The 25,523-nt window shown below is 36.0% G+C and carries 22 protein-coding genes and 1 tRNA gene; 15 read left to right on the plus strand and 8 right to left on the minus strand.

Annotated elements, in window-relative coordinates; translation table 11 throughout:
• The first annotated feature begins 10 nt into the window (after positions 1 to 10).
• From N2Z72_00450 to N2Z72_00485, 8 genes are all read left to right on the plus strand, one after another.
• Positions 11 to 1,948 carry a gliding motility-associated C-terminal domain-containing protein gene (locus tag N2Z72_00450; protein ID MCX7696146.1) on the plus strand — a complete coding sequence of 646 codons (1,938 nt, stop codon included), beginning with the start codon at positions 11 to 13 and terminating at the stop codon, positions 1,946 to 1,948.
• 13 nt (positions 1,949 to 1,961) lie between these two features.
• On the plus strand, positions 1,962 to 2,987 hold the full coding sequence (locus N2Z72_00455; GenBank protein ID MCX7696147.1) for a PorP/SprF family type IX secretion system membrane protein: 1,026 nt from the start codon (positions 1,962 to 1,964) through the stop codon (positions 2,985 to 2,987).
• A 205-nt stretch (positions 2,988 to 3,192) separates the two neighbouring features.
• Positions 3,193 to 3,945, plus strand: a complete 753-nt coding sequence (locus tag N2Z72_00460) for a permease-like cell division protein FtsX (GenBank protein ID MCX7696148.1) — start codon at positions 3,193 to 3,195, stop codon at positions 3,943 to 3,945.
• A 50-nt stretch (positions 3,946 to 3,995) separates the two neighbouring features.
• Positions 3,996 to 5,090: a mannose-1-phosphate guanylyltransferase gene (locus N2Z72_00465; protein MCX7696149.1), complete on the plus strand. Its 1,095-nt coding sequence runs from the start codon at positions 3,996 to 3,998 to the stop codon at positions 5,088 to 5,090.
• 6 nt (positions 5,091 to 5,096) lie between these two features.
• Positions 5,097 to 5,843 carry a J domain-containing protein gene (locus tag N2Z72_00470; protein MCX7696150.1) on the plus strand — a complete coding sequence of 249 codons (747 nt, stop codon included), beginning with the start codon at positions 5,097 to 5,099 and terminating at the stop codon, positions 5,841 to 5,843.
• Between the two features lie 40 nt (positions 5,844 to 5,883).
• On the plus strand, positions 5,884 to 6,756 hold the full coding sequence (locus tag N2Z72_00475) for an electron transfer flavoprotein subunit beta/FixA family protein (protein ID MCX7696151.1): 873 nt from the start codon (positions 5,884 to 5,886) through the stop codon (positions 6,754 to 6,756).
• A 17-nt stretch (positions 6,757 to 6,773) separates the two neighbouring features.
• Complete coding sequence (locus tag N2Z72_00480; protein MCX7696152.1) at positions 6,774 to 7,796, plus strand: electron transfer flavoprotein subunit alpha/FixB family protein; 1,023 nt, start codon at positions 6,774 to 6,776, stop codon at positions 7,794 to 7,796.
• A gap of 7 nt (positions 7,797 to 7,803) precedes the next feature.
• Entirely contained in the window at positions 7,804 to 9,516 is a 1,713-nt protein-coding gene (locus N2Z72_00485) for an acyl-CoA dehydrogenase family protein (GenBank protein MCX7696153.1), read from the plus strand.
• Between the two features lie 4 nt (positions 9,517 to 9,520).
• On the opposite strand, the gene rsgA is transcribed toward N2Z72_00485, so the two are convergent.
• The 6 genes from rsgA to N2Z72_00515 all read right to left on the minus strand — a co-directional run bounded on the left by rsgA (position 9,521) and on the right by N2Z72_00515 (position 15,884).
• Complete coding sequence (gene rsgA, locus N2Z72_00490) at positions 9,521 to 10,459, minus strand: ribosome small subunit-dependent GTPase A (GenBank protein ID MCX7696154.1); 939 nt, start codon at positions 10,457 to 10,459, stop codon at positions 9,521 to 9,523.
• 5 nt (positions 10,460 to 10,464) lie between these two features.
• Positions 10,465 to 10,794 carry a nucleotide pyrophosphohydrolase gene (locus tag N2Z72_00495; protein MCX7696155.1) on the minus strand — a complete coding sequence of 110 codons (330 nt, stop codon included), beginning with the start codon at positions 10,792 to 10,794 and terminating at the stop codon, positions 10,465 to 10,467.
• Positions 10,791 to 11,246, minus strand: a complete 456-nt coding sequence (dtd, locus tag N2Z72_00500; GenBank protein MCX7696156.1) for a D-aminoacyl-tRNA deacylase — start codon at positions 11,244 to 11,246, stop codon at positions 10,791 to 10,793. Before dtd ends, N2Z72_00495 begins: the two co-directional genes overlap by 4 nt.
• Before the next feature lies 1 nt (position 11,247).
• Positions 11,248 to 12,237: an endonuclease/exonuclease/phosphatase family protein gene (locus N2Z72_00505; protein MCX7696157.1), complete on the minus strand. Its 990-nt coding sequence runs from the start codon at positions 12,235 to 12,237 to the stop codon at positions 11,248 to 11,250.
• Between the two features lie 98 nt (positions 12,238 to 12,335).
• The gene (locus tag N2Z72_00510) at positions 12,336 to 13,259 is read right to left on the minus strand and encodes a calcium/sodium antiporter (protein MCX7696158.1); all 924 of its coding nucleotides are present in this window, start codon (positions 13,257 to 13,259) and stop codon (positions 12,336 to 12,338) included.
• 3 nt (positions 13,260 to 13,262) lie between these two features.
• The gene (locus tag N2Z72_00515) at positions 13,263 to 15,884 is read right to left on the minus strand and encodes a valine--tRNA ligase (GenBank protein ID MCX7696159.1); all 2,622 of its coding nucleotides are present in this window, start codon (positions 15,882 to 15,884) and stop codon (positions 13,263 to 13,265) included.
• A gap of 69 nt (positions 15,885 to 15,953) precedes the next feature.
• Here N2Z72_00515 and N2Z72_00520 point away from each other — a divergent pair.
• Positions 15,954 to 16,042, plus strand: a tRNA-Ser gene (locus tag N2Z72_00520).
• Between the two features lie 63 nt (positions 16,043 to 16,105).
• Here the strand turns inward: N2Z72_00520 and N2Z72_00525 are convergent.
• Positions 16,106 to 18,259, minus strand: coding sequence for a hypothetical protein (locus tag N2Z72_00525; GenBank protein MCX7696160.1), 2,154 nt, complete (start codon positions 18,257 to 18,259; stop codon positions 16,106 to 16,108).
• A 102-nt stretch (positions 18,260 to 18,361) separates the two neighbouring features.
• Here N2Z72_00525 and N2Z72_00530 point away from each other — a divergent pair, with 102 nt between their 5' ends.
• The 6 genes from N2Z72_00530 to N2Z72_00555 all read left to right on the plus strand — a co-directional run bounded on the left by N2Z72_00530 (position 18,362) and on the right by N2Z72_00555 (position 24,076).
• Complete coding sequence (locus N2Z72_00530; protein MCX7696161.1) at positions 18,362 to 19,399, plus strand: hypothetical protein; 1,038 nt, start codon at positions 18,362 to 18,364, stop codon at positions 19,397 to 19,399.
• Positions 19,400 to 19,411: 12 nt separating this feature from the next.
• Positions 19,412 to 19,672, plus strand: coding sequence for a hypothetical protein (locus N2Z72_00535; protein ID MCX7696162.1), 261 nt, complete (start codon positions 19,412 to 19,414; stop codon positions 19,670 to 19,672).
• A 48-nt stretch (positions 19,673 to 19,720) separates the two neighbouring features.
• Positions 19,721 to 20,332, plus strand: coding sequence for a sulfur carrier protein ThiS adenylyltransferase ThiF (gene thiF, locus N2Z72_00540; GenBank protein ID MCX7696163.1), 612 nt, complete (start codon positions 19,721 to 19,723; stop codon positions 20,330 to 20,332).
• The gene (locus N2Z72_00545) at positions 20,316 to 20,636 is read left to right on the plus strand and encodes a CCC motif membrane protein (protein ID MCX7696164.1); all 321 of its coding nucleotides are present in this window, start codon (positions 20,316 to 20,318) and stop codon (positions 20,634 to 20,636) included. The genes thiF and N2Z72_00545 overlap by 17 nt, the downstream gene beginning before the upstream one ends.
• A gap of 49 nt (positions 20,637 to 20,685) precedes the next feature.
• Entirely contained in the window at positions 20,686 to 21,066 is a 381-nt protein-coding gene (locus N2Z72_00550; GenBank protein ID MCX7696165.1) for a DUF4878 domain-containing protein, read from the plus strand.
• A 103-nt stretch (positions 21,067 to 21,169) separates the two neighbouring features.
• Entirely contained in the window at positions 21,170 to 24,076 is a 2,907-nt protein-coding gene (locus tag N2Z72_00555) for a glycosyl hydrolase family 18 protein (protein MCX7696166.1), read from the plus strand.
• On the opposite strand, the gene N2Z72_00560 is transcribed toward N2Z72_00555, so the two are convergent.
• Positions 24,063 to 25,523 (minus strand): LptF/LptG family permease, encoded by a 1,461-nt coding sequence (locus N2Z72_00560; protein MCX7696167.1) that lies wholly within the window; start codon positions 25,521 to 25,523, stop codon positions 24,063 to 24,065. The genes N2Z72_00555 and N2Z72_00560 overlap by 14 nt on opposite strands.

The raw sequence follows: 25,523 nt of genomic DNA on the forward strand, positions 1-25,523 counted from the left end.
TTATATGATTATGAATAAAAACGTATTTTTCATTTTAATTTTCCATTTTTTGCTTTTATTTCTTAAAAGTCAATGTTATTGGGTTAACAACGGTGCTAATGTAATCATTTCCAATAATTCGAAAGTAATTGTATTAGGCGAATATCAAAATTTAAACAATGGCTATACTACCCTTGAAAATAATTTTGACTCATTGTATGTTAAGCAAATGTTGAATGATGCTACACTTAACAGCAACGGAGCTATCTTTGTAGATACCGGAAACTGGATCAACAACAATACTTTTAATGCAAATAATAGCAGAACCTACTTACGTGGAATCAACCAAGAAATTAAGGGTAATAGTCCAACGACATTTTATGATCTTTATTTATATGGTCCTCAAACCAACGGTCAAAAAAAATTGGGGAATTTTGTTGTCGTACAAAATAAACTTTTCCTTGATGCTAACGAAGTCTACTTGCAAGATTATACTTTAACTATTTCAAATCCTGCCACAAACGCCCTTGAATATACGAGTGGATATATTAGCAGCAACGATAATGGATCTTTTATTCGTGCTACCAATTCAACGCAGTCATACTATTTTCCTATGGGTTCGGAAAACCTTCCTTTCCGATTCAGACCCATTAACATTATTCCATCTTCTACAACAAACAACCTCGTTGGTGTTAATTTTAGAAATTACAATGCAACCAATTATGGGTATGATCCGTCTATAAAGGAAAATGTCCTTTGCGAAGTGAATGATCAATTTTTTTATAGCATAGAAAGAACAAGCAATTCAAGTAATTTTGATGTAGAAGTATTTTATAACGAAGTAGAAGATGGTGTTTGGGAAACCATGGCTAAGTGGAGCACCACACCCAGTCCAACAGAATGGAAAGAGCAAACACCATCATCTTACGTAGCAGGAAATCCATTCAGTACAGTGACAGCTACTATTCAGGGTAGTACTTCTTCGAATGAAAACATTATTACTCTAGCAACAAAAGGCGTGGTAGTTAATTTGGGAAATGATACCTCTATTTGCGAAGGGACATCTTTAACACTGGATGCAGGAAATCCTGGTTATCAATACAATTGGTCTACAGGCTCGAGCAATCAACAAATTCAAGTTTCGACAGCTGGTACATATAGTGTTACCGTAACCAATCCTTTTAATAACTGTTCTAATTCTGACCAAATAGTAATACAGGTTGTCAATTTACCCAATGCTCAGATTACTTCTAACCTTTTATCTTTCTGTCAAAATGATCCCAATCCTACTTTGCAAGCTACCCCTGCTGGTGGTGTATGGAGTGGTCAAGGTATCGATCCAAATTCAGGAACTATTAATTTAAGTTCATTGGCACCAGGGCAGTATATCATTCGCTATACCGCCACTAATGCTTGCGGAAGCGACAAAGATTCAACTCAAATCACCGTTAAAGAAGTTCCTGCTATTCAAGTTTATGGCGATCCAGAAACATGCATTGGTGCTAATGATGGAAAAGCATGGGTAACTATTCAGGGAAATGACGTACCATATGCTATTGTTTGGAGTAATAACCAGACAACAGACACTATATCTATGCTGGTCCCCGGAACTTATCATGTACAGGTGACAGGTGCTAATGGCTGTAAGACTTCTGCTAACACTACTGTCACTGCAGGAACCGAGGAATGCTACATAACTCATATATTCATTCCTAATATTTTCTCTCCAAATGGGGATGGAAACAATGATGTTTTTCAAATTTATGGTGCAGGAATTAAAAACATTAAAGTCTACATATATGATCGCTGGGGAATTAAGGTGTACGAATCCTCTTCGTTAACGGATACGTGGGATGGAACTTACAAAGGTAAACCTCTTGATCCTGCGGTATTTATGTATTACATTACAGTAGAATTCAAAAACGGAGAAACCAAAGAATTTGAAGGAACATTAACCTTAACAAGATAAAAAAAATAAACATATGAAAAATCACATCGTATTTATTATATTAGTATTAGTTGGAACGATTGCAAAAGGGCAGGATTATCATTTTAGTCAATACATGGAAGCACCCATGATGGTAAGTCCAGCTTTAAGTGGCTATTTTGATGGGAATTATCGATTCAACCTTATTTATAAAAGCCAATGGCATGCTATTCAAAAAGGATATAGGACTTTTGCTTTTGCAGCTGATGGACAATTTTTAACTTTAGGTAGTGGTTTTCTAGCGGGTGGAATCAACGTACTGAATGATGTAGCTGGTACGGTAACTTTGAAAAACCTGGTTGTTAATTTAAATGTAGCCTATCATGTCAAACTGAATGAAACACAATTTCTTGGTGCAGGTATTTACGGGGGAGTTGGCCAGAGAGGGTTGGATCTATCCAATGCTCAGTGGGGAAGTCAGTACGATGGAGTTTCTGGATTTAATCCATCACTTCCTTCAAACGAAAATATTTCCAGCGAAAGCTTTTTATATGCCGATTTTGGATTTGGTTTAAATTATGGCCTCAATGTTAACAGTACTACTATGTCAAGCAACGATGGCCTTAAACTCATAACAGGATTTGCGTTATATCATGTAACTCAGCCCAAATTTAAATATTATGCAACTGAGAGCGAAAAATTAAATATGCGCATTACTGCTTATGTTCAAAGTTTAATAGGTATTGCAAATACTAACCTTGCTGTGAAACCGTCAATCATCTATAATCAACAAGGTAAACAAAACGAAATCCTTCCAGGTGTTTTGCTTCGTTATCAACAAAAAGAAAGTTCTAAATACACGGGGTTCGTCAAAGAATCTTATTTTAGCCTTGGTGCTCTTTTCCGTGCTAGAGACGCTATTATCCCTATGTTTTCTATTGAAATGAATGATTTCACTTTAGGTATTACATACGACATTAACGTTTCAAGTCTTAGAAAAGCTACGTCCGGCAAAGGAGGTCTTGAATTTAATCTGAAATATGTAATAAAGAATAGAAATGTAAATCGCAGTTTGTTCTAATTGACTAATACCTATAATTTTTTAAAAAGATTACCCTCGAAAGGGTAGTCTTTTTTTTATTTTCTAAATCGAAATATTTTGCCATCTTTGCTGCATGAAATTCATTACCCATCTTAAAGGACCATACATTATTTTAATTATAAGCATCACCCTATTACTTTATCTGATGGGTTTAATTTTTTTCATTACTATTAACTCCTCGAAAATGATACAATTTATTAAAAGCAATTATGTTATCACCGTTTTTATTAATGACAGTGCAGGTTCTAATATAATCCAACAAAAAATTTCATATTATTCAAAACATCCTTACATAGAAAGCGTAACATATGTTCCTGCCGACACAGCTTTGAAATTTATCCAAAAAGAGTTAGGAGAAGATGTGATCAGTCTTTTAGGTGAAAACCCCATATCACCCTCATTGGAAATAAAACTAAAACCTGATTATGCTCAATCGGAAAATATGCACCAACTTAAAGTTGAACTTGAAAAGGAACCTATCTTTTCGTCCGCATACTATCAAGAGAATTTGATAGAAGAAATCGAAAAAAACAGCAACTTTATGACCATCCTTTTTTCAGCTTTAACTTTACTCATTACAATTATTGTAATAAGTCTCATTCACAACACTATACGGCTTGTTATTTATTCTAGACGATTCATCATCAGAACAATGTTATTGGTAGGAGCAACCAAAAGTTTTATTTTTCGACCTTTCTTGGTATTATTTTTATGGTTTAGTTTGATAGCTTCGGTCTTTGCAGCATTTCTTCTTAAAATAAGTTTTCAATTTGTGCTGAATCAGATTCCTGATTTACAATTTATTTTTTCTACCTTAGATATGTTCCTCATTTTCGGATCAATACTATTTGCTGGTATTTTTATTTCTTTTATTTCAACATTAATTTCTTTAAGGCACTACATAAAACTTAATGTAGATCTTTTATATGCCTATTAATTTATTCAACTTTTTCAATTCGAAAAAATTACGTAGGTTTGCAAAAAAGCATGAAGGAAGATGTTTTTACAGTCATCCTAGCAGGAGGTGTAGGGACAAGATTTTGGCCTTTAAGTAGGGTGTCAAAACCTAAACAATTCATAGATATTTTTGGATTCGGAAAAACACTTATTCAGCTAACATATGAACGATATGCAAAAGTTTGCAAACCAGAAAACATATACGTTATTACAAGTGAACAATACGTTCATTATGTTAAAGAACAATTGCCTTCCTTACCCGAAAATCAGATCATTATTGAACCTTATCGAAAAAACACTGCTCCCTGTATAGCCTATGCTGCACAAAAACTTTATAAAACACATTCTAGTGGGGTTATGATTGTTGCTCCTTCTGATCATCTTATTCAACATGATGATAAATTTGTTGATGATATTAATCTTGCAGTTGAATTTGCTCGAAACAATCCGTGGCTAATTACATTAGGAATCATGCCAACACGCCCTGATACTGGTTATGGCTATATCCAATTTAGCCAACACGACAGTTCCAAAATACATCCCAACATACGAAAAGTTAAAACATTTACTGAAAAACCAGACATTAATCTTGCAAAGGAATTTATTAAAAGTGGAGAGTTTCTTTGGAACGCAGGTATTTTTGTATGGTCAATTTCCTCCATATTGCAAGCTCTCCAAACTCATGCTCCTGACATAGCTCATGCTTTTGAGAAAGGCAAAGATGTGTATAATACATCGGATGAAAAAAAATTCATAGAAGAAGCATACGCATCATGCCGAAACATATCTATCGACTATGCAGTTATGGAAAAAGCTAAAGATAACGTGTACGTAGTTTTAAGTCAATTTCTATGGTCAGATCTTGGCACATGGGGATCATTACACAGCCACATGCCACAGGATAATAATAAAAATGCCACAACAGGTGAACACATTATGCTTTACAACACCCAAAATTGTATTATTCACATACCTCCTCATAAACTCGCATTAATTCAGGGTCTAAAAGATTACATCATTGTGGACACTTCAGATATTTTAATGATTGTTAGAAAAGAAGACGAGCAAAATATCCGCCACTACGTCAATGACATTTTACTTGAGAAAGGAGAGGAATTCATATAATTTGGGGTGGAAAAATATTACCACATCCTTAACCTGCCGCCAAATGCTTCGTGGGAAGAAGTCAAAAGTTCTTTCCGAAAGCTCGTTATGCAATATCATCCCGATAAAAATCCCTCACCTGAGGCTAAGGAAATATTCATCCAGATTCTGGATGCATACGAACATATAAAATTGTATCATGAGCGAAAAAACTTCAAAGTTACCACTTCACAAACTGAGGTCTTTGATGCTGAAGCATACATCAAAGAGCGAATTCGCCAGTATATCAGAATGAGGTACGAAGAAATTCTTCGTGAAGAAATGGCATTATCCAGTTTACCTATACAAAAACTTTTTCTTCCTAGATGGCTTAGTTCTTTTTTCATTCTTTTTGCTGTAATTCTTCTTCTTGATTACTGGGTACTCCCCTTGCGATCGTATAACTGCGAACTTGAAGTTTTAAATTATGGGTTTAGAGCTTGTAATTCAATCATTTACCTAACACCCGAAGATGCTGAAAAAGCAGGCCAATGCATTCACCTATATAAAACTCATATCTTTAAGCTAGTTAAAAAAATCAGATTTGAGGATGGGACCCAAAGTAAAATTACGAATTCATATGATGAATATATAATTTTACCTATTCTTTTAATTGTGCTTAATATAGTTGCAATTTGGATTCCCCTGAAAAATCTTGAAGGAAAAATAGTATTAATGATTTTCATTGTTGTTCTATTCCTATCTATCTTGCTTTCACTCATTTTTCTACAATAAATTACAAAATCTTTCTATTTTTGTGACAAATTGTTCAATCATGAGTTTTCGAATCATTGTTCTTGCTAAGCAAGTTCCAGATACGCGAAAAGTAGGCAAAGATGCGATGAAAGCAGATGGAACTGTAAACCGAGCTGCTTTACCTGCCATATTCAATCCCGAAGATTTGCATGCCCTGGAATTCGCTTTGAAAATCAAAGAAACCTTAGATGACGTCGAAATTATTTTAATCACTATGGGTCCTCCAAGAGCAGCCGAAATCATACGTGAAGGCCTTTACAGGGGTATTGACAAAGGAATTTTGATTACAGATAAACGATTTGCTGGTAGCGACACATTAGCTACATCCTACGTTTTGTCTAGAGCCATTCAAAAACTTTCTCCATTCCATCTTGTAATAGCAGGAAGACAAGCTATAGATGGCGATACAGCTCAAGTTGGTCCTCAAGTAGCTGAAAAATTAAATATTCCCCAAATCACTTATGCTGAGTCTCTTGAAACTATTACCAATGAAAAAATTATAGTCAAACGACGTCTTGAAAGAGGAATAGAAATTGTTTCTTCCCCATACCCTGTTTTAATTACAGTAAATAACACAGCCGATCCATGCAGATCTTATAATGCTCTGATGGTTCTTAAGTACAAAAAAGCAAAATCTATCACTGAACTACAAGAAGAATCGAGTGAATATAACGAACTCTACGAAAAAAGACCATATTTGGTTATTCCTGAATGGGGAGTTGAAGATATCGAAGCAGATCAAAAGTGGTTAGGTCTCAGTGGTTCACCAACAAAAGTTAAGAAGATAGAAAATGTCGTTCTTACTGCTAAAGAATCTCAAGTTTTTTCAGCTAAAGATGAAGATATTGATTTACTTATGAAAAAATTAATTGAATCTCGTATTTTAGGTTAAACCCAAATATTAAAGCCGTGAACAGTGTATTCGTTTTTTGTGAATTGACAGAAGAAAGACATGTTGCAGATGTTAGCCTTGAATTATGCACCAAAGCTAGGAAACTGGCCTCCGATCTAAATACTAAACTTGAAGCCATTTTACTTGGAGACGTTGATGAAAGCATTGTTCAGGAAGTTGCCCCTTACGGCGTGCAAGTTCTTCATCTTTTATCCCATCCTAAATTATTTCCATATAGAACTTTACCATTTGCAGAGCTCATTGTACATGTATTTGAAAAAGAAAAACCTCAAATAGCTTTGTTTGGTGCAACTCCAACGGGCCGAGATTTAGCACCACGAATAGCATCAAAACTAAAATGTGGGCTGACGGCTGACTGCACTGCCTTAGAAATAGGCGATCACGTCGATACCAAAACAGGTACAACATATAAAAATCTTCTTTATCAAATCCGCCCTGCTTTCGGAGGTAATATCATAGCCACCATCATCAACCCCGAGACACGACCACAAATGGCAACCGTTCGTGAAGGTGTCATGAAAAAAGAACCTCTTTCTTCTCCTGTGAATACTGAAGTTGTTCATTACGACGTAAATTCTCTTTTAAAAGAGGAATACTTTATTGTAGATATAATTGAGAGGCACATTGATCCACCAAAGGTTAACATCAAAAATGCACCTATCATTGTTGCTGGCGGCTATGGCATGGGAAGTAAGGAAAATTTTAAATTGCTATTCGAATTGGCGGAAGTGTTAGGAGGTGAGGTGGGTGCTTCACGTGCTGCTGTAGATGCAGGTTTTGCTGAAAAAGAAAGACAGATAGGACAGACAGGAGTAACGGTTCGTCCAAAATTATACATCGCTTGTGGCATTTCCGGCGCTGTTCAACACCGCGCAGGCATGGCTGAATCGGCAACTATCATCTCTATTAATACGGATCCTGACGCACCTATTAATCAGATAGCTGATTATGTAATCATCGGCGATGTCGTTGAAGTGATTCCCAAAATGATCACATATTACAAAAAGAATTCAAAATAAGAAAGTTATGGAAAATTTTTATACAGACAATCCTTCTTTACGTTTTCATTTATACCATCCTTTGATGGAAAAAATCGTACGAATTAGGGAAAATGACTTTGAAGAAAAGGAACTTTATGAAGATGCTCCGTTGGATTTCGAAGACGCAATGGACGGTTACGAAAAAATATTAAGTATTATCGGTGAAATATCAGCTGAAATTATTGCACCAAATGCCGAATCTGTCGATCATGAGGGAGCTAAAATCATTAATAATGAAGTACACTATGCTGAAGGAACCAAAAAAAACTACGATGCTTTGAAAAAAGCTGGACTTATTGGAATGACTCTTCCAAGAAAATACAAGGGATTAAACATTCCGATTCTTCCCTTTGTCATGTCAAACGAAATTATCGCGAGAGCTGATGCTAGCTTTAGTAACATATGGGGTTTGCAGGACTGTGCCGAAACTATACATGAATTTGCCTCCGATGAAATCAAAGAACAATATTTGCCCCTCTTTCCTCTTTATGGATACACTGCAGCCATGGATCTCACCGAACCCGATGCTGGCAGCGACCTTCAATCTGTTCAACTCAAAGCCACCTATGATGAAAAAAGCAATACATGGTATTTGAATGGTGTTAAACGCTTTATTACCAACGGAGATGCAGATATTTCGCTTGTACTGGCAAGGTCAGAAGAAGGCACGAAAGATGGACGAGGTCTTTCATTGTTTTTATACGAAAGAAAACACAAAGCTGTAACGATTCGTAGATTGGAAAATAAGCTAGGTATTAAGGGTTCCCCTACGTGTGAATTAGTTTTTAGAAATGCTCCAGCAAAACTCATAGGAGAGAGAAAACTTGGACTCATAAAGTACGTAATGGCTCTGATGAATGCAGCTAGAATAGGTGTTTCAGCACAAGCAGTAGGTATTGCTGAGGCAGCTTTCCGTGAAGCATATAAATATGCTCATGAGCGTGAACAGTTTAATAAAGCTATTATCTATTTCCCTCCCGTGTACGAAATGCTTGCCATGATGAAAGCCAAAATCGATGCGGGAAGAACTCTTCTTTACGAAACTACAAGATATGTGGATATTTATAAAGGACTTACACATCTTTCCAATCATCGCAAGCTTGAGCCAGAGGAAAGAAATGAACTAAAATATTATCAGAAATATGCCGATGTATTTACACCTCTGACTAAGCTTTTTACTACCGAATATGCTAATCAGATTACTTACGACGCAATTCAAGTCTTAGGGGGTTCCGGATATATGAAAGATTATCCCCTTGAACGATATTATCGCGACGCTAGAATCACCAACATTTATGAAGGCACATCTCAATTGCAGGTTGTTGCTGCCATTCGTGGCGTGCTTAACGGTACCTATCAGGCATGGATGGAAGAAAAATTTAAAGAACCAATTTCACCTGAACTTGAACATCTACGGCAAATCCTGAAAAAAATGTATGATCAATACGTGAAAACTGTTCAAAAAATAAAAGATACTAACAACGACGAACTTATTGATTTTCATGCTAGAAGGTTGGTCGAAATGGCTGGCCATATTATCATGGGACAACTTCTTTTAACGGATGCCAACAGAGAACCTTCATACCGTGAATCTGCTACAATATTCATCCACTTTGGGCGTAGTCAAAACATAGCTCTTTCTCATTATATCGGACACGTACTTGATACTACGCTAAGTCATTTCAAAGCTATTATCTGAAGATTTAACTGATTTGCTCACTATCTTTAATGTTTTGTAAGATTTTTAAATAATTGTTATATCGTTCAGGGTGAATTTTTCCCTCTTCTGTAGCTCTTCGGACAGCACAACCTGGTTCATGCCAATGCGTACAGTTGCTGAAAGAACATTTATTAATGTAAGGTTCAAATTCGCGATACCAATGTCCTAGTTCCCAGGGTTCAAAATTAACAACTCCAAATTCTTTAATTCCTGGTGTATCGATTACACGAGTTCCATCCTTTAAAAGATGCAATTGAGTAAAAGTTGTGGTATGTTTACCTTTAAGATATTTTCTAGAAATATCTGCAACCTTTAATCGAAGACTCGGCTCAAGTGCATTAATCAAAGTTGATTTCCCTACGCCACTATTACCGGCAAGAAGAACGGTTTTCCCACAGATGTGTTCGTAGAACTTTTTTAATCCAAATCCCGTTGTAGCAGAAACAAGCACGTACGAATACCCAGCAAATTTATGATAGATTTCGATATAAGGTTCTATGATTGAAGCATCGTTTTGATAAAGGTCATATTTATTAAACACCAGGATAGCTGGTATATGATAAGCTTCGGCAGTGATGAGAAAGCGATCGATAAATCCAGTAGATGTATATGGCATGAGTGGAGTAACAATTAGACATGCAAGATCAATGTTAGCAGCTATGACGTGAAGTATTTTTGATTCGTTGGTAGCTCGCCTAATGATGGCATTTTTTCTTTCTTCCACATGAAAAATTTTACCTATGCCCATTTCACTGCTCCATTCAAACTTAACTATATCCCCGACCGTGATAGGATTGGTTGAATAATGAAATTCAAGTTTTAATTTACCACGCAATACACACGGATATGTTTTGAAATTAGAAAGTACATAATAGTTTTTCCCCACACAATAAACGACAACACCTTCAAGCACTTCCGACATATGGTTTACTTCCTTAATTTTGAATTTGAATGATGCCTCGAATGATCCCGTTGAGCTTTGTGTGAAATATGATTCATTAATTCATCCTCCAAATTTATCCCCATTTGATTAGCAAGGCATGTGATGACAAAAAAAATATCCATTAATTCCTTCTTGATATCATCAGGATTTTCATTTGATTTGTATGATTGTTCACCATATTTTCGAGACACATGACGAGCAAATTCACCTACTTCTTCCATGAGAATAAGTGTATTAGTTATTTCATTGAAATAACGTACTCCATGTTTTTTAATCCAATCGTCTACCTTTTTCTGCCACTCATTCAATGTCATAAATCCTTATTTTGGGTATCAATCATAATGGTCACGGGACCATCGTTGACAAGTTCAACTTGCATGTAAGCTCCGAAAACGCCCGTATGGATTTTTCCTGGACAAATTCTTTTCATTTCATTGATAAATAAATGAAAAAGTTTCTCGGCTAAAACTGGTTCCATAGCCCGAGCAAATGACGGACGATAACCTTTTTTTGTCATTGCATGAAGTGTGAACTGACTAATAAGCAATATTTCTCCATCCACATCTCGAACTGAAAGATTCATCTTACCATCACTATCAGCAAAGATTCTTAAACCAACTATTTTATTTGCTAGCCAAGGAATGTCGTCAGAAGTGTCGCTTTGCTCAATTCCGAGAAAAACTAGCAAGCCTCTACTAATTTTCCCAACTTCTTTTCCATCAACCCACACAGAAGCCTTAGCAACACGCTGAATTAAAGCTCTCATACTAACGTATAAAACAACACTTCATGTATACGGGCTGGTGATCACTAAATTCAAAATTATATTCAAAAGTTTTAACATCAAGAACTTCTATGTTAGGTGAAACAAGAAAATAATCAAGCGTAGTAACAGGAGTTTTGGTTGGTTCGTACGATTTATCAACGGCACGATTGGTGGGTATGATTGAATCGTAAACCCATTTCCATCCCACAGGCATAAAATCTTTCAAAACAGGAATGCCTGAAGTCACACCTTGATAACCTGTTTTGTAAGCAAGCTTAAATCCAGGTGGATTAACGTTCCAATCACCACCTACGATTACATAATTTCCATCTTGATACCATTTCAAAACATAACTGCGCAACAATTGCATCTCGTAAATCCTCATCAAATCAGCTTCAGAAAAAGCCGAAAGATGTAAATTAACTACATATAAATACTTACCACTTCCCTGAACATAAAACTTCTGTACCAATAGGCAACGTTGAAGCATAAAAAGTGATTTAGGCCATGAAAATAGCATGGGAAAAGCAAGACGCTTATTTTCTAAAGGGTAATATTTAGATAGGCTTACTAATCCACTATGAACATGTCCCATCGGCTTAAAAAAAGGCACAGGCACAAAAAAAGCTTGATAATTTTTAGCCGATGCTGACCAATATGAGGGTAAAATATCTCTGATGATTTTGAATTGATTAACATAATAGCTTCTTCGAGCGTTGAAGTCTACTTCTTGCAATAATAATAAAGCAATAGAATCCATGTTCTGCAATGTCTGGATTATACCGGAAAAGTTCTTTTCATATGAACCTTGGGGAGGAATCACCATATTTCCTCCATCGTAAAAAAAATTTTCGTTTTTTCCGAGTCCAGCATATCCTATATTCCACGTTAAGATCGAAATGGTATCGTAAAATTGTGGGTAATTATATGAAGTTTGATCTCCTCGATACAATAGGAGGCTTTCCTCAGGTAAAGGTCGATAACGGTGCATGGAATTTATAACCAAAATACTTACAATATAACTACAGAGCAAAATTATAACTATCAAAAATAGCCATGAAAAAAAACTTATAGCTTTTTTAAACGTTATCATGATAAGTACAAGTAAAATGTATAAGCGATTCCGAATGAAAGCAAAATTGCCCCTTCTGCTCGTGATATCTTAAATTGAGTTCTACCAAAAAGCCATAAAAACACTACTGACATGAAGAAAACTAATGCATCAAGCCATTCGAAGGTAGTTGAAATTTTGGAAGAAAATACAACAGACAAACCTCCAATAAGCAAAGCATTAAAAATATTAGAGCCTACAATATTTCCGACGGCAAAATCATATTCTTTTTTAAAGATAGAAACAAGAGAAACTGCCAGTTCAGGTAAACTCGTACCAACAGCAACAACAGTCAATGAAATGACTTTTTCTTCTATGCCTGCATAACGAGCAATAAAGGAAGCCGAAGTAATTAACAGATCAGAAGAAAAATATAACCCTACTAATCCACCAATGACAAAAACGATATTAACAAGCAATGGAAATTTTGAAATCATATCATCATCTACCTCATAAGTACTTTTTTTGAACAAGAACCACATGTAAGAAATAAAAAGAATCAATGCAATAAAACCAATCCATCGTTCAAAAAAATTGAAAAAAATCAATGTGGCATACAAAATCGTAACTACTAAAAGCACGGGAAAATCGTAGCGAAAACTTTGATCATTTATTTTAATCGGCTTTAATAGCGAAGTTAATCCAAGTATGAGTAATATGTTAAAAATATTAGAGCCAACAATATTGCCCAAAGCTATTTGAGGAAAATTTTTTAAACTAGCAACGGTACTAACAAAGAGCTCAGGGGAGCTGGTGCCAAAACCAAGAATAACAACTCCTATAACAAACCGGCTAAAGCCTAATTTTATTCCAAGCTCTTTCGCTCCACGGATAAGCAACTCGGAAAACAAGTATAACAGACCAATGCTTAAAAGCAAAAATATCACCTTCCAACCAATCATATACTACAATATTTTTAATTTTTCTTTGATGGCCTTTATTTTTTCGAGAGCATCAGCTTCTTTTTTCTTTTCTTTCTGAACAATTTCTGCTGGCGCCTTGCTTAAGAACGATTCATTGGATAGTTTTTTTTGTACACTTGCAAGAAACCCCTCATAGTAAGCAAGTTCTTCTAACAACCTATTTTTTTCCTCTTCGATGTTCAATGATTTTGTCGGAAAGAAAAAAGACTCTGTGCGAACCATGTACAATAAATGATCTTTAGGTTTTTCATTCACTTCAATTAAGCTTTCCAAATTTGTCAGCTTTTTGACTATCGGGGCATATTTCAAGATAGTTTCTTTCATTTCACGAGGTGCAAATTGTGCGGCAATTTTTTCATGAGTGGGAACATCATTTTGTTTTCTAAAACCACGAATAGTTGAAACCAATTCTTTAATAAACTCAAATTCATCTAAAATTGTTTTGTCGAAATTCTCCGCTTTTAACCACCGTGAAATCATGATACTTTCAGGATCTTCGGAATCTCTTAGGGCTTGCCAAACTTCTTCTGTAATAAAAGGCATGAAAGGATGCAGCAGCATCATCAATTCCTTAAAATAAGAAATAGTTTGTTGGTAGGTTTTTGAATCTACAGGATTACCGAAAGATGGCTTCACAATTTCAAGGTACCAGGAACAAAAATCATCCCAAATGAGCTGATAAAGCAGATGTAAAGAATCAGAAATTCTAAAATTGTTGAAATTTTCTTCAATTTGTATTTTGTTCGATTGCAAATTATGGTAAAACCATTGAATAGCAAGCTCAGCATACTCTGGAGAAGAAATTTCATGGCTAACGTGCCACGATTTAACCAATCGAAGTGCATTCCAAATTTTATTACTGAAATTTCTTCCTTGTTCGCAGAGCGATTCATCAAACAAAAGATCGTTACCAGCAGGAGAACAGAACAAAACTCCAAAACGAACTCCATCTGCACCATACCTGGCAATAAGATCAAGAGGTTCGGGGCTGTTTCCAAGCGATTTACTCATTTTTCGCCCTATCTTATCTCTTACAATACCAGTGTAATAAACATTTTTGAAAGGTATTTTTTGTTGAAAATGCAAACCTGCCATGATCATACGTGCTACCCAAAAGAACATAATCTCAGGTGCAGTTACCAAATCATTGGTTGGATAATAATATTTAAAATCTTCGTTGTTTGAATCAAGAATACCATCGAAAACGGCAAGAGGCCATATCCAACTACTGAACCAAGTGTCAAGAACATCTTCATCTTGCTTTAAATCTGACAAATCAATATTGGGATTTTTTTCTCGAGCTTTTTGCAAGGCTTCTCCTTCATGATGAGCTACTACGTAACTTCCATCTGGTAAATACCATGCTGGTATGCGATGCCCCCACCATAACTGACGACTAATACACCAGTCCTTTACATTTTCCATCCAATGACGATAAGTATTCTTAAACTTAGCGGGATAAAATTTCACTTCATCCTTCATCACTACGTCTAATGCAGGTTTAGCAAGTTCTTTCATGCTAAGAAACCATTGTTCGCTAAGTCGGGGTTCGATTATTACATCGGTTCGCTCACTAAATCCAACTTTATGGATATAATCTTCAATTTTCTCTATATGTTGTTGGTTATCGAGTAAATGAACAATCTCTTTTCGGGCTTCAAATCGATCTTTTCCTACAAGAATTTGAGCTTTTTCATTTAAAGTAGCTCTTTCTGTAAAAATATCAATGACCTCCAGTTGATGCTTTAATCCAATTTCATAATCATTCGGATCGTGGGCAGGTGTAATCTTCAAGCATCCAGTACCAAATTCCATATCTACATATTCGTCAGCTATGACAGAGACTGGTCTCCGAACTAATGGAACGTAAACCTTCTTACCTATGTAAGATTTGTACCTTTCATCATTTGGATTGACACATACTGCTGTATCAGCCAATATAGTTTCTGGACGTGTCGTAGCAATAACAAGATAACGTGTTGGATCTTCAACGAAGTAATATCTAACATAATAAAGTTTCCCACTTACTTCTTTATAAATGACTTCTTCATCACTTAGAGCAGTCAACGCCTGTGGATCCCAATTGATCATACGATATCCTTTGTAAATAAGGCCTTCCTCGTACAATCTTACAAAAACATGAATAACAGACTCATAATATTTGGGATCCATCGTAAAACGTGTTCGATTCCAATCAAGTGATGCTCCTAATTTTTTTAGTTGTTCGAGGATAATCCCTCCGTGTTTTTCTTTCCATTCCCAGGCATGTTTTAAGAACTCCTCTCTCGTAAGTTGATGTTTTTCGATACCTTCTGCTTGGAGTTTTTGAACAACTTTAGCTTCGGTGGCAATCGATGCATGATCAGTTCCAGGTACCCAGCAAGCGTTAAACCCAAGCATTCTTGCACGCCTGATCAGAACATCCTGCAAGGTATTGTTAAGCATATGTCCCATATGCAATACCCCCGTTACGTTAGGGGGAGGTATGACAATGGTATAAGGAACTCTTTTGTCAGGATAAGAATAGAAATAACCTTTTTCCATCCAGAAAGCATACCATTTGTCTTCAACGAGAGATGGATCGTATTTGGAAGCTAATTGCATAAGAGGTAAAATTTTATGCAAAAGTAAAAAAACTCATATTTGCTTTGAGATTTTTTGTATTTTTGCCATGGAGAGTTGGCAGAGTGGTCGATTGCGGCGGTCTTGAAAACCGTTGTCCCGTCACCGCGGGACCGGGGGTTCGAATCCCTCACTCTCCGCTCAAGAGTTCATAATAAAGAAAGCCGCCCATGGGCGGCTTCTTTATTATAAGGAATCATCTTTTACTGCAAAGGAGCCACAACTTCGATAACTTCAGGTAAATCCATCCCTATTTTCTTTAAATGTTCAATTGTGGGCACACCGTTTTTGTTCCAACCACGACGTTTGTAAACAGCATCTACCAATTTTTCATACTGCTCCTCACGATATTTTCGAAGTGCTTTCATTTTTTCCTGTAAGGTCATCTGACGAGTATCTAATCCCAAGATTTCCTGAAGCTGTTTATCGTATCTATCCTGACGACTTAAATATTCTTCTTCAGTCACCGGACCAGCAGCTCTATAGGGTTGTTGGTCATGTTTACGAAGTCCTTTTCCCATACGGATATTAAATACGCGTTGAAAATTATAGACGCGTTCACTTTGTAAAATTAGTTCTTCCTTACTAAAAGGCTTACCCGTAACAGCTGAATAAATGGCTACGTAATTATCGACATGTTCTGGAATTTTGTGAGGTTCATCAGTTTCAGCATTATTGGCGGGTTCGATGTCATTCCAAGGTAGTTTGCAAAGTCCCTGTAAACTAAACCAGGTTCTAAAGATTGGAAAATAATACAAAGCTTCAGCTTTATCTTCAAAAGTTGGTATCTGATTATTTACCATATCCATAAAAATGAGCCAAGCTTCATCGTGCTGAGGACCTTTATTGGTAAGAGCATATCCTCCTTGTTGTGCAAGAGATTCTTTAGAAACATAGAGGCTATATTCTAGACCTTTGTTTTCCATAGCAATATCTTGAATAAATTGAGGATCGCCCCAACCTTTTTCGATAAACATTTCTTTGAGTTTTTTCACCCCCAATCCCGCAATTTTTCCAAATCCTTCTCCGCGAGCTAACTGATGAAGAAGTTCCATGGCAGCTTCTTTGTTACCGAAATTAAGTTCAAGACCCCCTGTTCTTTCTTTGTTCAAAATACCGGTTTCATAACATTCCATCAAAAACCCCACGATATTTCCCCATGTGATCGTACAAACACCATATGTATCACAATAAAAGTTAGCCTCTATCGTAAACTCCGGATCAAAAATTCCCATGGTTGACCCCAAAGAAGCTGTCGTTTCATACTCGGGACCATCCACCAAAACTTTATGTCCTTTGAATGGTCCAGTTTTCAATTCAAAATCATCTACGCCTTTGGAACAACTCAAGTGACATCCCAGCCAACACCCATCAAATATATTTTGTGTAAAATACTCCTTGTATATATCGCTATGAACCTTATGAACATCAGGATGAGTTCCATATCGAAAATTATGAGTTGGTAACAAGTCATAATCACCCATGATGTTGGTAAGATGAGCCGTACCCTTAGAACGCATTTCATTTTGAACGGCATCTAATTCATCTATTTCTTTCTTTAAACGCAATCCCCTTTCGATGATAGTTTGAATATCTACTACATTGTTGAAATTGGCCGACACACCGGAAACTTTTGCCACAAGTGCTTTAATGCGTTTATGCCGAAATACTGTGCCTGTCCCGCCACGACCAGCTTGTTTGACGCGTACTTTTTTTCGCTTTGGATCATAAAAACTAAAGTTAAGCATTCCAATAAGGCTGGTTTCTGCTGCAGAACCAGTGCTAACAACTCCAATGTTTCTTTTATCTTTTTCATCATAAGCAAACATTTCAGTCAATTCTTCCACCAGCAAATGAGAATCCTTCGAAAGGCCAGGATCCTCAAAAATTTCAACGACACCTGTGGTTCCGTCTAGAAAGATTATTACGTCTCTATCGGCAATCCCTTGTAATTCCAGTGCATCAAAGCCACATATTTTCAAAAAAGGGCCAAAGAAACCACCTACATTACTGTCAATGGGAATTTCTGTTGTTGGGCTGAGAGTTACAACAATGGATTTTCCTGCCCCGCTATATTGAGTTATTCCACAAAGGGGACCGCCAGAAATGATAATCTCATTTTCAGGATCATTCCAACGAGTTTTAGGAGTAACAGCATCCCACAAAAGCTTTAATCCATACCCGCGCCCACCAATAAATTTTTCTTTCATCAATGGTGGTACATCCTTAATTTCATGTTGTAAGTTACTCAAATTAATGTACAAAATTTTATCAGTATATCCCCTATAAACAGGTGTTATTTCATACTGAAATCTTTTTAAAAACTTCCTATTGGATTTTAATTCAGTTATGTTCATAATTTTCCTCTTTTTTGCAAAAATAAAAAACTTAAAATTCCAACTTGTTTTTTTCTATAAAATTTCTATAAAGAATTGTAATTTTGTAGTAAAGTATAACTTATGGATAAAATAGCTTTTATATTTTTGTTATTGAGTTTTTCTAATGTTTTTGCTCAAAGTGTAGGAGTTGGTTCATCTTTTTTTACTCCTGATGCTTCAGCTATGCTAGAAGTGCAAGCTACGAATAAGGGAATTCTTATACCTCGTGTAACTCTTACAGGAATTAACGATGCAGTTACTATCCCAAGTCCTGCTACCAGCTTACTGGTATACAATACGGGGGGAGCTTTACCTACAGGTTATTACTACAATTCAGGCACGAGTGCCGCTCCGGTTTGGACAAAATTAATCACAACCCAAGACGCGTGGCTCATTAGAGGTAATGCTGCCACGGATCCTGTTAACAATTTTATTGGCACAACTGATAATCAACCTCTAGTATTTAGAACTAATAATGTAGAAAGAATGAGAATTTTATCTACAGGTAATGTGGGGATAGGGACTTCGAACCCTACCCAAAGACTGGACGTAACTGGTAATATTCAATTTTCTGGAGCTCTTATGCCAAATGGAACAGCAGGTGCTAGCGGGCAATACCTTCGATCTCAGGGAGCTGGACTTCCTCCCGTTTGGTTTTCTCCTGCTGCAACTCTTGTATATCAAAATGCATTTAACTCTACAGCAAATGTATGTGTTAACAATAACGCATGGATGACACATCCAGGAGTCTCTGTTACACTTGCTTTACAAGCTGGTGATGTTGTCTTTGCTTGGGGCTATGGAGGTGCCATGGCAGATAATAATTGCGATGGTACAACGGATGTTGTATATTGTTACATAGACGTAAGAATTGCAGTAAATGGTGCAGACTTTCCTGATGGAGCATGGGCAAGAGTGGGGGTTGATTACTCTGGTTCAAATTACTCTCCATTTACTTCTTATTCCATTGCAGGTAGGTACACTGTTCCAGCCAATGGAAATTACACTTTTGAATTGCAAACTAGAAGAGCAAATACCGCTGGTGGCAACGCTATCACTGCCGGCGATAATACATCCGCTTTGCAATCAGGGATGATGTTAATGGTTTATCGACCTTAAACTTTATGGATTATGAAACAGAAAAAGCTTTTTTTCGTTTTATTAGTATGTTTGTTTTTTTCCGCTTTAAGAGGCCAGCATATATACAAAGATTCGCTATCGGTAATATCAAACAAACTTTCCACTATAAAGGATATTCCAAACAAAGATACCTTGAAAGCTAAGAATCTCATCTCACATTGGAAGGAAAATGCATCATCCATCCCACACCCACCAATAACTCCTGTTTCAAAAAAGGAAGAACTAAATATGTTCAGAGAATTAAAAAAATAAAAAAATAAACTTTATCTCACTTTTTTATATTTTTGCGTAAAAATTTAAATGACATTTAATGAAATAAAAGAACGTTTATCTCAATGTCAAGTAGGAATTGCTGGATGTGGAGGTTTGGGTAGCAATTGTGCCCAAATGCTTTTAAGGACTGGTATAAAAAAGTTAATATTAGCTGATTACGATGTGGTTACTGAAAATAATTTAAATAGGCAATTTTTTTTCTACGACCAGATAAATCAAAAGAAAGCTTTTACCCTAAAAGAAAATTTACTTCGAATTAACCCATTCGCACAGATCGAGGCTTTTGAAGTTTTTTTAACACCCGAAAAAGTGAGAGAAATTTTCTCAACTTGCGATGCTATTGTCGAAGCATTTGATCTTAAAGAACACAAACTCATGATCATTGAAACTGTGGAAACTTACTTTCCTGAAAAACTTCTAGTAAGTGTTTCTGGACTTGCTGGGTTGAATCATCTGGACAAATTTAAAGTCGTTCGGAATGGTAATTTGGTTTTAATTGGTGATTTTATGAATGACGTATCTGAAGAAAATCCTCCTCTCGCGCCCAAAGTATCTATCGCTGCAGCCCTCGAAGCCATAGAAGTAATTAATTTTTTGTTGAATAAATCTCAAAATTGTAAATATGGAAACCCAAGTTAAATCATCGCTTCCGAATGCCCAAAATGCATACATATTAGGAATAATTTCTATTGTCCTAACTTTTACAGCTTTCATCATTGGCCTAATTTTAGGTGTTGTAGCTATTTTAGAAGGGAACAGAGCTATCAAAATCTACGAAGAACAACCAGATTTATACGATACCAAAGAATATGAAAATGCCAAAACGGGTAAGCTTTTGGGCTGGATAAGTGTAGGTTTATCTACTTTTTTTCTACTCATATTTGTATTTGTGTTTATTGCTATTGCTATATTAAGCATTCAACAAACATTTTCTTTTAACTAATGTAATGCATAAAAAAATTTTTAAATTTGCCCTATTAAAAAATAAGCTCATGAAAAAGTTAGTAAGTATTTTAATTGCTATCATTGTAACAATTGCTATAAGCAGTTGTTCTAATAAAGAAAAACCTGAACAGGTTGTGAAAAATTTCTTCGAGTATGTATCAAAAGCTGAATTTGACAAGGCAAAAGACTTATGTACCGGCAAAGTCAAACAAACTCTTGAAGAGATGGAAAAAACTATTAAAGAATCTCCAGATAAAAAATCAGAACTATCCATCGAAATAAAAGATATACAATGTAAGATAGATGACAAAGGAAGTAAAGCCATCTGCACATTTAAAGCTAAAGCAAAAGATGATTCTGATTTTAACGAAGGTAAAGCTGAATTGACAAAAGAAGATGGAAAGTGGAAAATTGAGGACATAGACTAGAAAAATATTTTAACTTTTTTGAACCTCATCATTTAAATGATGAGGTTTTTTATTTCATTAATTTATTCAACAATCTTTATTATTTTTGAAAAAATGCTTTTGAATGAAAAAAGCAATTATTATTGTTTTTTCATTGGCTTTTGTTTTTAGGAACTTCATTATAGCTCAATATATTCCAATTCATCTTTTGCATCAACAAGAATTTGGCTCTATAACCTTTGAGCCTTCTACTCCAATAACAAGTAAGAATAACTCATCATGTCAGCTCGAAAAAATTATTTTTGGATGGCATCCTTATTGGTCGAACGGTCTGGAGGTCAATTATCAATGGAATCTGATCTCGGATCTATGCTATTTCAGCTATGAATTTGATCCTGCTACAGGCAATCCAACCAACACACACAATTGGGCAACAGCATCTGTTGTAACTACTGCTCTAAATCAGGGCAAAAGAGTCAGTCTATGCATAACTCTTTTTTCAAATCATGGAACTTTTCTTACTTCTTCTACTGCAAGAAGTAATCTTATTACCAATGTTCTCAATGCAGTTCAAAACAGAAATGCACATGGAATCAATATCGATTTTGAAGGAGTAAGTAGTACTTATAAAACTCAATTAACTAGTTTTATACAACAAATCGCAGATTCTCTACACCAACGTATCCCTAACTCTATTCTTACTGTTGCTCTTCCAGCTGTCGACTGGAGCAATGTGTGGGACATAGCTGCCTTGAATTCGTACGTTGATTATTTTATCATTATGGGGTATGATTATTACTACAGTGGAAGTACAACTGCAGGTCCCTCAGCTCCACTTTATACCTTCGGAAGTTTTGATTATAACTATAGCAGAACCATTACTTCTTATCTAAATAAAGGTATTCCTCCCCAAAAACTTTTGATGGGTGTTCCCTATTATGGCATTGAATGGCAAACTACATCGCTTACCATACCTTCTTCAACGGTGACTACAGGATCGAGTCGAACATACAAAACTGTTCGTACCAATGCTTCTGGAAATTACAATTCCGCCAACCAACGTTGGGAAGCTAATAGCATGAGCAACTATTGGGCTTACACGTCGGCAGGCAAATACTATCAGTGCTGGGTAGACAACGTCAAAAGCATGGCGAGAAAGTTTGAATTTATTAACATGAGGGGACTAGCAGGTATAGGTATTTGGGCATTAGGCTATGATGATGGATACACAGATTTTTGGGACCTTATCGCTAGCAAATTTTCTACCTGTTCGAATGTTGCTTGTTCCGACACCATCTACGATATGGGTGGCCCAGGGAGAAATTATTATGACAATGAAAATCTTGTCTTCACCTTACGCCCAACCAATGCCGTCCGTGTAATGATACAATTTCATCAATTCGAACTTGAAGCGGGATATGATAGCTTGTGGATTTACGACGGACCAAACACATCTTCTCCACTCATCGGGGGTTATTCTGGAACCAACTCTCCAGGCAATATTTCCTCAACGCAGCCATACCTAACCATACGATTCCGTAGCAATGGCACTACTACTAAAATAGGATGGATGGCAACCTATCAATGCATCTACGATGATATTCCCCCTATCACATCCATTCTTCCCTATTCCCAATGGATAACCGATACAACTTGGATTTATTTCGAAGATCAAGACAATACCGAAGTCATTTATCAGTTTTGGAATTTAGCACAATTTAAGAACCAAACCTATCGAGGAGATCCTAATCAAGGTTTTTTATATGAAACATTCGATGATTCTCTACCAACGAATGCCATTACATACGTTGGGGATTGGACTGTCTCACAATCAACCCTGATCCAGCTTGATTCCTCCGAAGGCAACACCAACTTATCTTTCCCTCTTAAGCAAGACAGCTCTCACATTTACCTTTATTCTTTGCGTTTTCGGTTTGGTTCCCCTGATCATACCAACAATCGTCGATGTGGTTTTCATTATTTCTGCAGTGATCCTTCCCAAATTAATAGAGGAAATAGCTATATGGCATGGTTCAGATGCGATAATCAAAAAGTACAAATGTACAAATACATCAATAACACCATGTATCTCATAAAAGATGTAACTTATCCTTTTACTCCATGGCAATGGTACGAAGCTAAAGTTTTATACAACCCCATGACTGGCTATCATGCAGTATGGATTAATAACACATTTGTCACTAGTTGGACAGATGCTTCTTTTTATCGTCAGGGCATAGCTATCTCACTTCGTACTGGCAACAGTAAAGTTTGGTTTGATGATTTTAAAGTCTTTTTGAATCGCCTCGACAGTGTTTTACTTACCGTTGGTACAGATTCCAACAATTTAATATGGGTTCAGAATCCCAACCCAACAACACCAGCTGCTTTGGTATCATCGCTAGTCATCGATAAATACCAACTCATTTCTAACCTTTATAGTAAAGAATTACATGTCGATTACACTCCACCAACACCCGTATTAACGGTGAATGATTTTGGTTTAAGTGGTCCTGACTATGACGAAATCATATCACCTATTCCTCTTACCTACAATGCCACCTGGGTACCATCTACAGATGCTCAAAGCGGACTATCAAAATACATTCTATATCTTTACAAAAACCATTGTCACGACGAACTTATTTATGGCCCTATTGAGGTTCAAGATACTTTTTCTTTCCTTACTAATATTGAATCAGGATATCAGTATTTTCTAAGTATTCAAGCTCAAAACAAGGCTGGATTAATAAGTTCTACCACCTGTTCAGATGGGATTAGTGTCCTCTTACCAACAGAAATCGAACATGTAAAAAATATCGCATACCTTTACCCCAATCCATGTACTTCTGAACTATTCATTAGTGCCTCAAAAGAAACAAAAGCTCATATCTTTGATGTAACGGGCCAGTTAGTAAAAGAGATACTACTTGATACCCCCATAACAAGAATTGACATTGCTAACCTATCGGCTGGTTTCTATTTTATAAAAACTGAAAGCGGGGAATATTTGCACTTTATAAAGAAATAGATTTTTCTTTCAGTATTTTCAGTTTTATCAAAAGCCTATTGATGGCTTTTGTCCAAGCATCCAGTTCGAGGATTGGTTTTTCTCGTATGACATTATACATAAGCCATATTCCAATAGGAAAAGTAAGAAATGTCGATGCCCACATGCCCCAAAAAGGAGGAAGTGTCATTTCACGAACAAATTTTTCAAAAATTATAGAAATCATGTAGTAGAAAATAAACACAATGATTGACACTACCAAAGGAAGACCGAACCCTCCTTTGCGAATGATGGCACCCAATGGTGCACCTATAAAAAACATTATTAAACACGCAATAGCCAGTGTAAATTTTCGATGAAATTCAATATAATGCCGCATGATTAACTCACGGTTATTTTGTTTTTCACGCTTATAATTATCAGCCAACATCAAATGCATTCTTGCAATTCCAACAGCATCTCGACGTATATTTTTTTTCTCTTCTTCAGTAAACATCTTGTCAATTTCGTCCCATGAGGAAATATTATATGTTTTATGCTGAATCGTAGATTGTTGTTTAAAAGCCATATTGGAATAAAAGTGTAAACCACTAAATACTTGTTCACAATAAATATTTAGACGTTGATAAAATTGATTTTTTAAAGTATCGATTTGCCTCAAAAGCTGAATGACATTCATCATCTGAAAATGACTTTTGAAGAGATCTTCATTGGTTTGCATGCTGGCAAAACCGCTTAAATCAAAACGGATGACTTCTTCCTTAAACACAAATCGTTCAAAAGGAAAGCGAACATTAGCATGAGCAACATCCCGCCTCTCTGTATAGCTAACTCCATCAAAAAGAGTCAGAATAAGCGTTCGCTTATCGGGTGTAATCTCCATATAGCCTTTTTTAGCAATTAAAAAGGAAAGTCCACCTGCAGGCTTTGTTAAGTCATAAATTACAATGTTTTCAAGAGTTTTGCCATCTTTTCCTTTTTTACTTACTTTGATGATATAGCCTTCGATTTCATCATAAAAAACACCGGGTTTTAGATTAAAAGCTGGTTTTTGTTCACGCACACTAAAAAGCAATGCATACATTTTAAGGTTTGCTTGAGGCAGTATATTGTTATTAAAATAAAAAGCAAACAATGCAAGAAAGGTAATAAAAATAAAATAAGGTTGAGTTAACTTTCTAAATGAAATCCCAGAAGATTTTACGGCAATCAGTTCATAATGCTCACCCAATGAACCAAAAGTCATCAGAGAAGCTAATAGCACCGATAAAGGTAAAGCCATTGGTACAAACGTCGTTGATGCATAAAAAAGAAGTTTAAACAGCATCCACCCTTCAATACCTTTCCCCACCAAATCATCTATGTATTTCCATAAAAATTGCATGAGCAAAACAAAAATGGAAAGAAAAAACGTAAGCAACCATGGTTTAACAAAAGACAATAATACCCAGCGATGAAATATTTTCAT

The organism is Bacteroidales bacterium, assembly GCA_026418905.1.
Lineage (GTDB): Bacteria > Bacteroidota > Bacteroidia > Bacteroidales > DTU049 > JAOAAK01.

What these genes read in the sequence shown, in the direction of transcription:
- N2Z72_00535 (MCX7696162.1), top strand. Translation starts at nt 19,412, where the DNA reads ATGAAACAGAAAAAGCTTTTTTTCGTTTTATTAGTATGTTTGTTTTTT.
- N2Z72_00515 (MCX7696159.1), bottom strand. Translation starts at nt 15,884, where the DNA reads ATGCAATTAGCTTCCAAATACGATCCATCTCTCGTTGAAGACAAATGG.
- N2Z72_00505 (MCX7696157.1), bottom strand. Translation starts at nt 12,237, where the DNA reads ATGCACCGTTATCGACCTTTACCTGAGGAAAGCCTCCTATTGTATCGA.
- N2Z72_00545 (MCX7696164.1), top strand. Translation starts at nt 20,316, where the DNA reads ATGGAAACCCAAGTTAAATCATCGCTTCCGAATGCCCAAAATGCATAC.
- N2Z72_00560 (MCX7696167.1), bottom strand. Translation starts at nt 25,523, where the DNA reads ATGAAAATATTTCATCGCTGGGTATTATTGTCTTTTGTTAAACCATGG.
- thiF (MCX7696163.1), top strand. Translation starts at nt 19,721, where the DNA reads ATGACATTTAATGAAATAAAAGAACGTTTATCTCAATGTCAAGTAGGA.
- N2Z72_00485 (MCX7696153.1), top strand. Translation starts at nt 7,804, where the DNA reads ATGGAAAATTTTTATACAGACAATCCTTCTTTACGTTTTCATTTATAC.
- N2Z72_00460 (MCX7696148.1), top strand. Translation starts at nt 3,193, where the DNA reads ATGATACAATTTATTAAAAGCAATTATGTTATCACCGTTTTTATTAAT.
- N2Z72_00550 (MCX7696165.1), top strand. Translation starts at nt 20,686, where the DNA reads ATGAAAAAGTTAGTAAGTATTTTAATTGCTATCATTGTAACAATTGCT.
- N2Z72_00475 (MCX7696151.1), top strand. Translation starts at nt 5,884, where the DNA reads ATGAGTTTTCGAATCATTGTTCTTGCTAAGCAAGTTCCAGATACGCGA.
- N2Z72_00510 (MCX7696158.1), bottom strand. Translation starts at nt 13,259, where the DNA reads ATGATTGGTTGGAAGGTGATATTTTTGCTTTTAAGCATTGGTCTGTTA.
- dtd (MCX7696156.1), bottom strand. Translation starts at nt 11,246, where the DNA reads ATGAGAGCTTTAATTCAGCGTGTTGCTAAGGCTTCTGTGTGGGTTGAT.
- N2Z72_00495 (MCX7696155.1), bottom strand. Translation starts at nt 10,794, where the DNA reads ATGACATTGAATGAGTGGCAGAAAAAGGTAGACGATTGGATTAAAAAA.
- N2Z72_00450 (MCX7696146.1), top strand. Translation starts at nt 11, where the DNA reads ATGAATAAAAACGTATTTTTCATTTTAATTTTCCATTTTTTGCTTTTA.
- N2Z72_00525 (MCX7696160.1), bottom strand. Translation starts at nt 18,259, where the DNA reads ATGAACATAACTGAATTAAAATCCAATAGGAAGTTTTTAAAAAGATTT.
- N2Z72_00455 (MCX7696147.1), top strand. Translation starts at nt 1,962, where the DNA reads ATGAAAAATCACATCGTATTTATTATATTAGTATTAGTTGGAACGATT.
- rsgA (MCX7696154.1), bottom strand. Translation starts at nt 10,459, where the DNA reads ATGTCGGAAGTGCTTGAAGGTGTTGTCGTTTATTGTGTGGGGAAAAAC.
- N2Z72_00465 (MCX7696149.1), top strand. Translation starts at nt 3,996, where the DNA reads ATGAAGGAAGATGTTTTTACAGTCATCCTAGCAGGAGGTGTAGGGACA.
- N2Z72_00530 (MCX7696161.1), top strand. Translation starts at nt 18,362, where the DNA reads ATGGATAAAATAGCTTTTATATTTTTGTTATTGAGTTTTTCTAATGTT.
- N2Z72_00555 (MCX7696166.1), top strand. Translation starts at nt 21,170, where the DNA reads ATGAAAAAAGCAATTATTATTGTTTTTTCATTGGCTTTTGTTTTTAGG.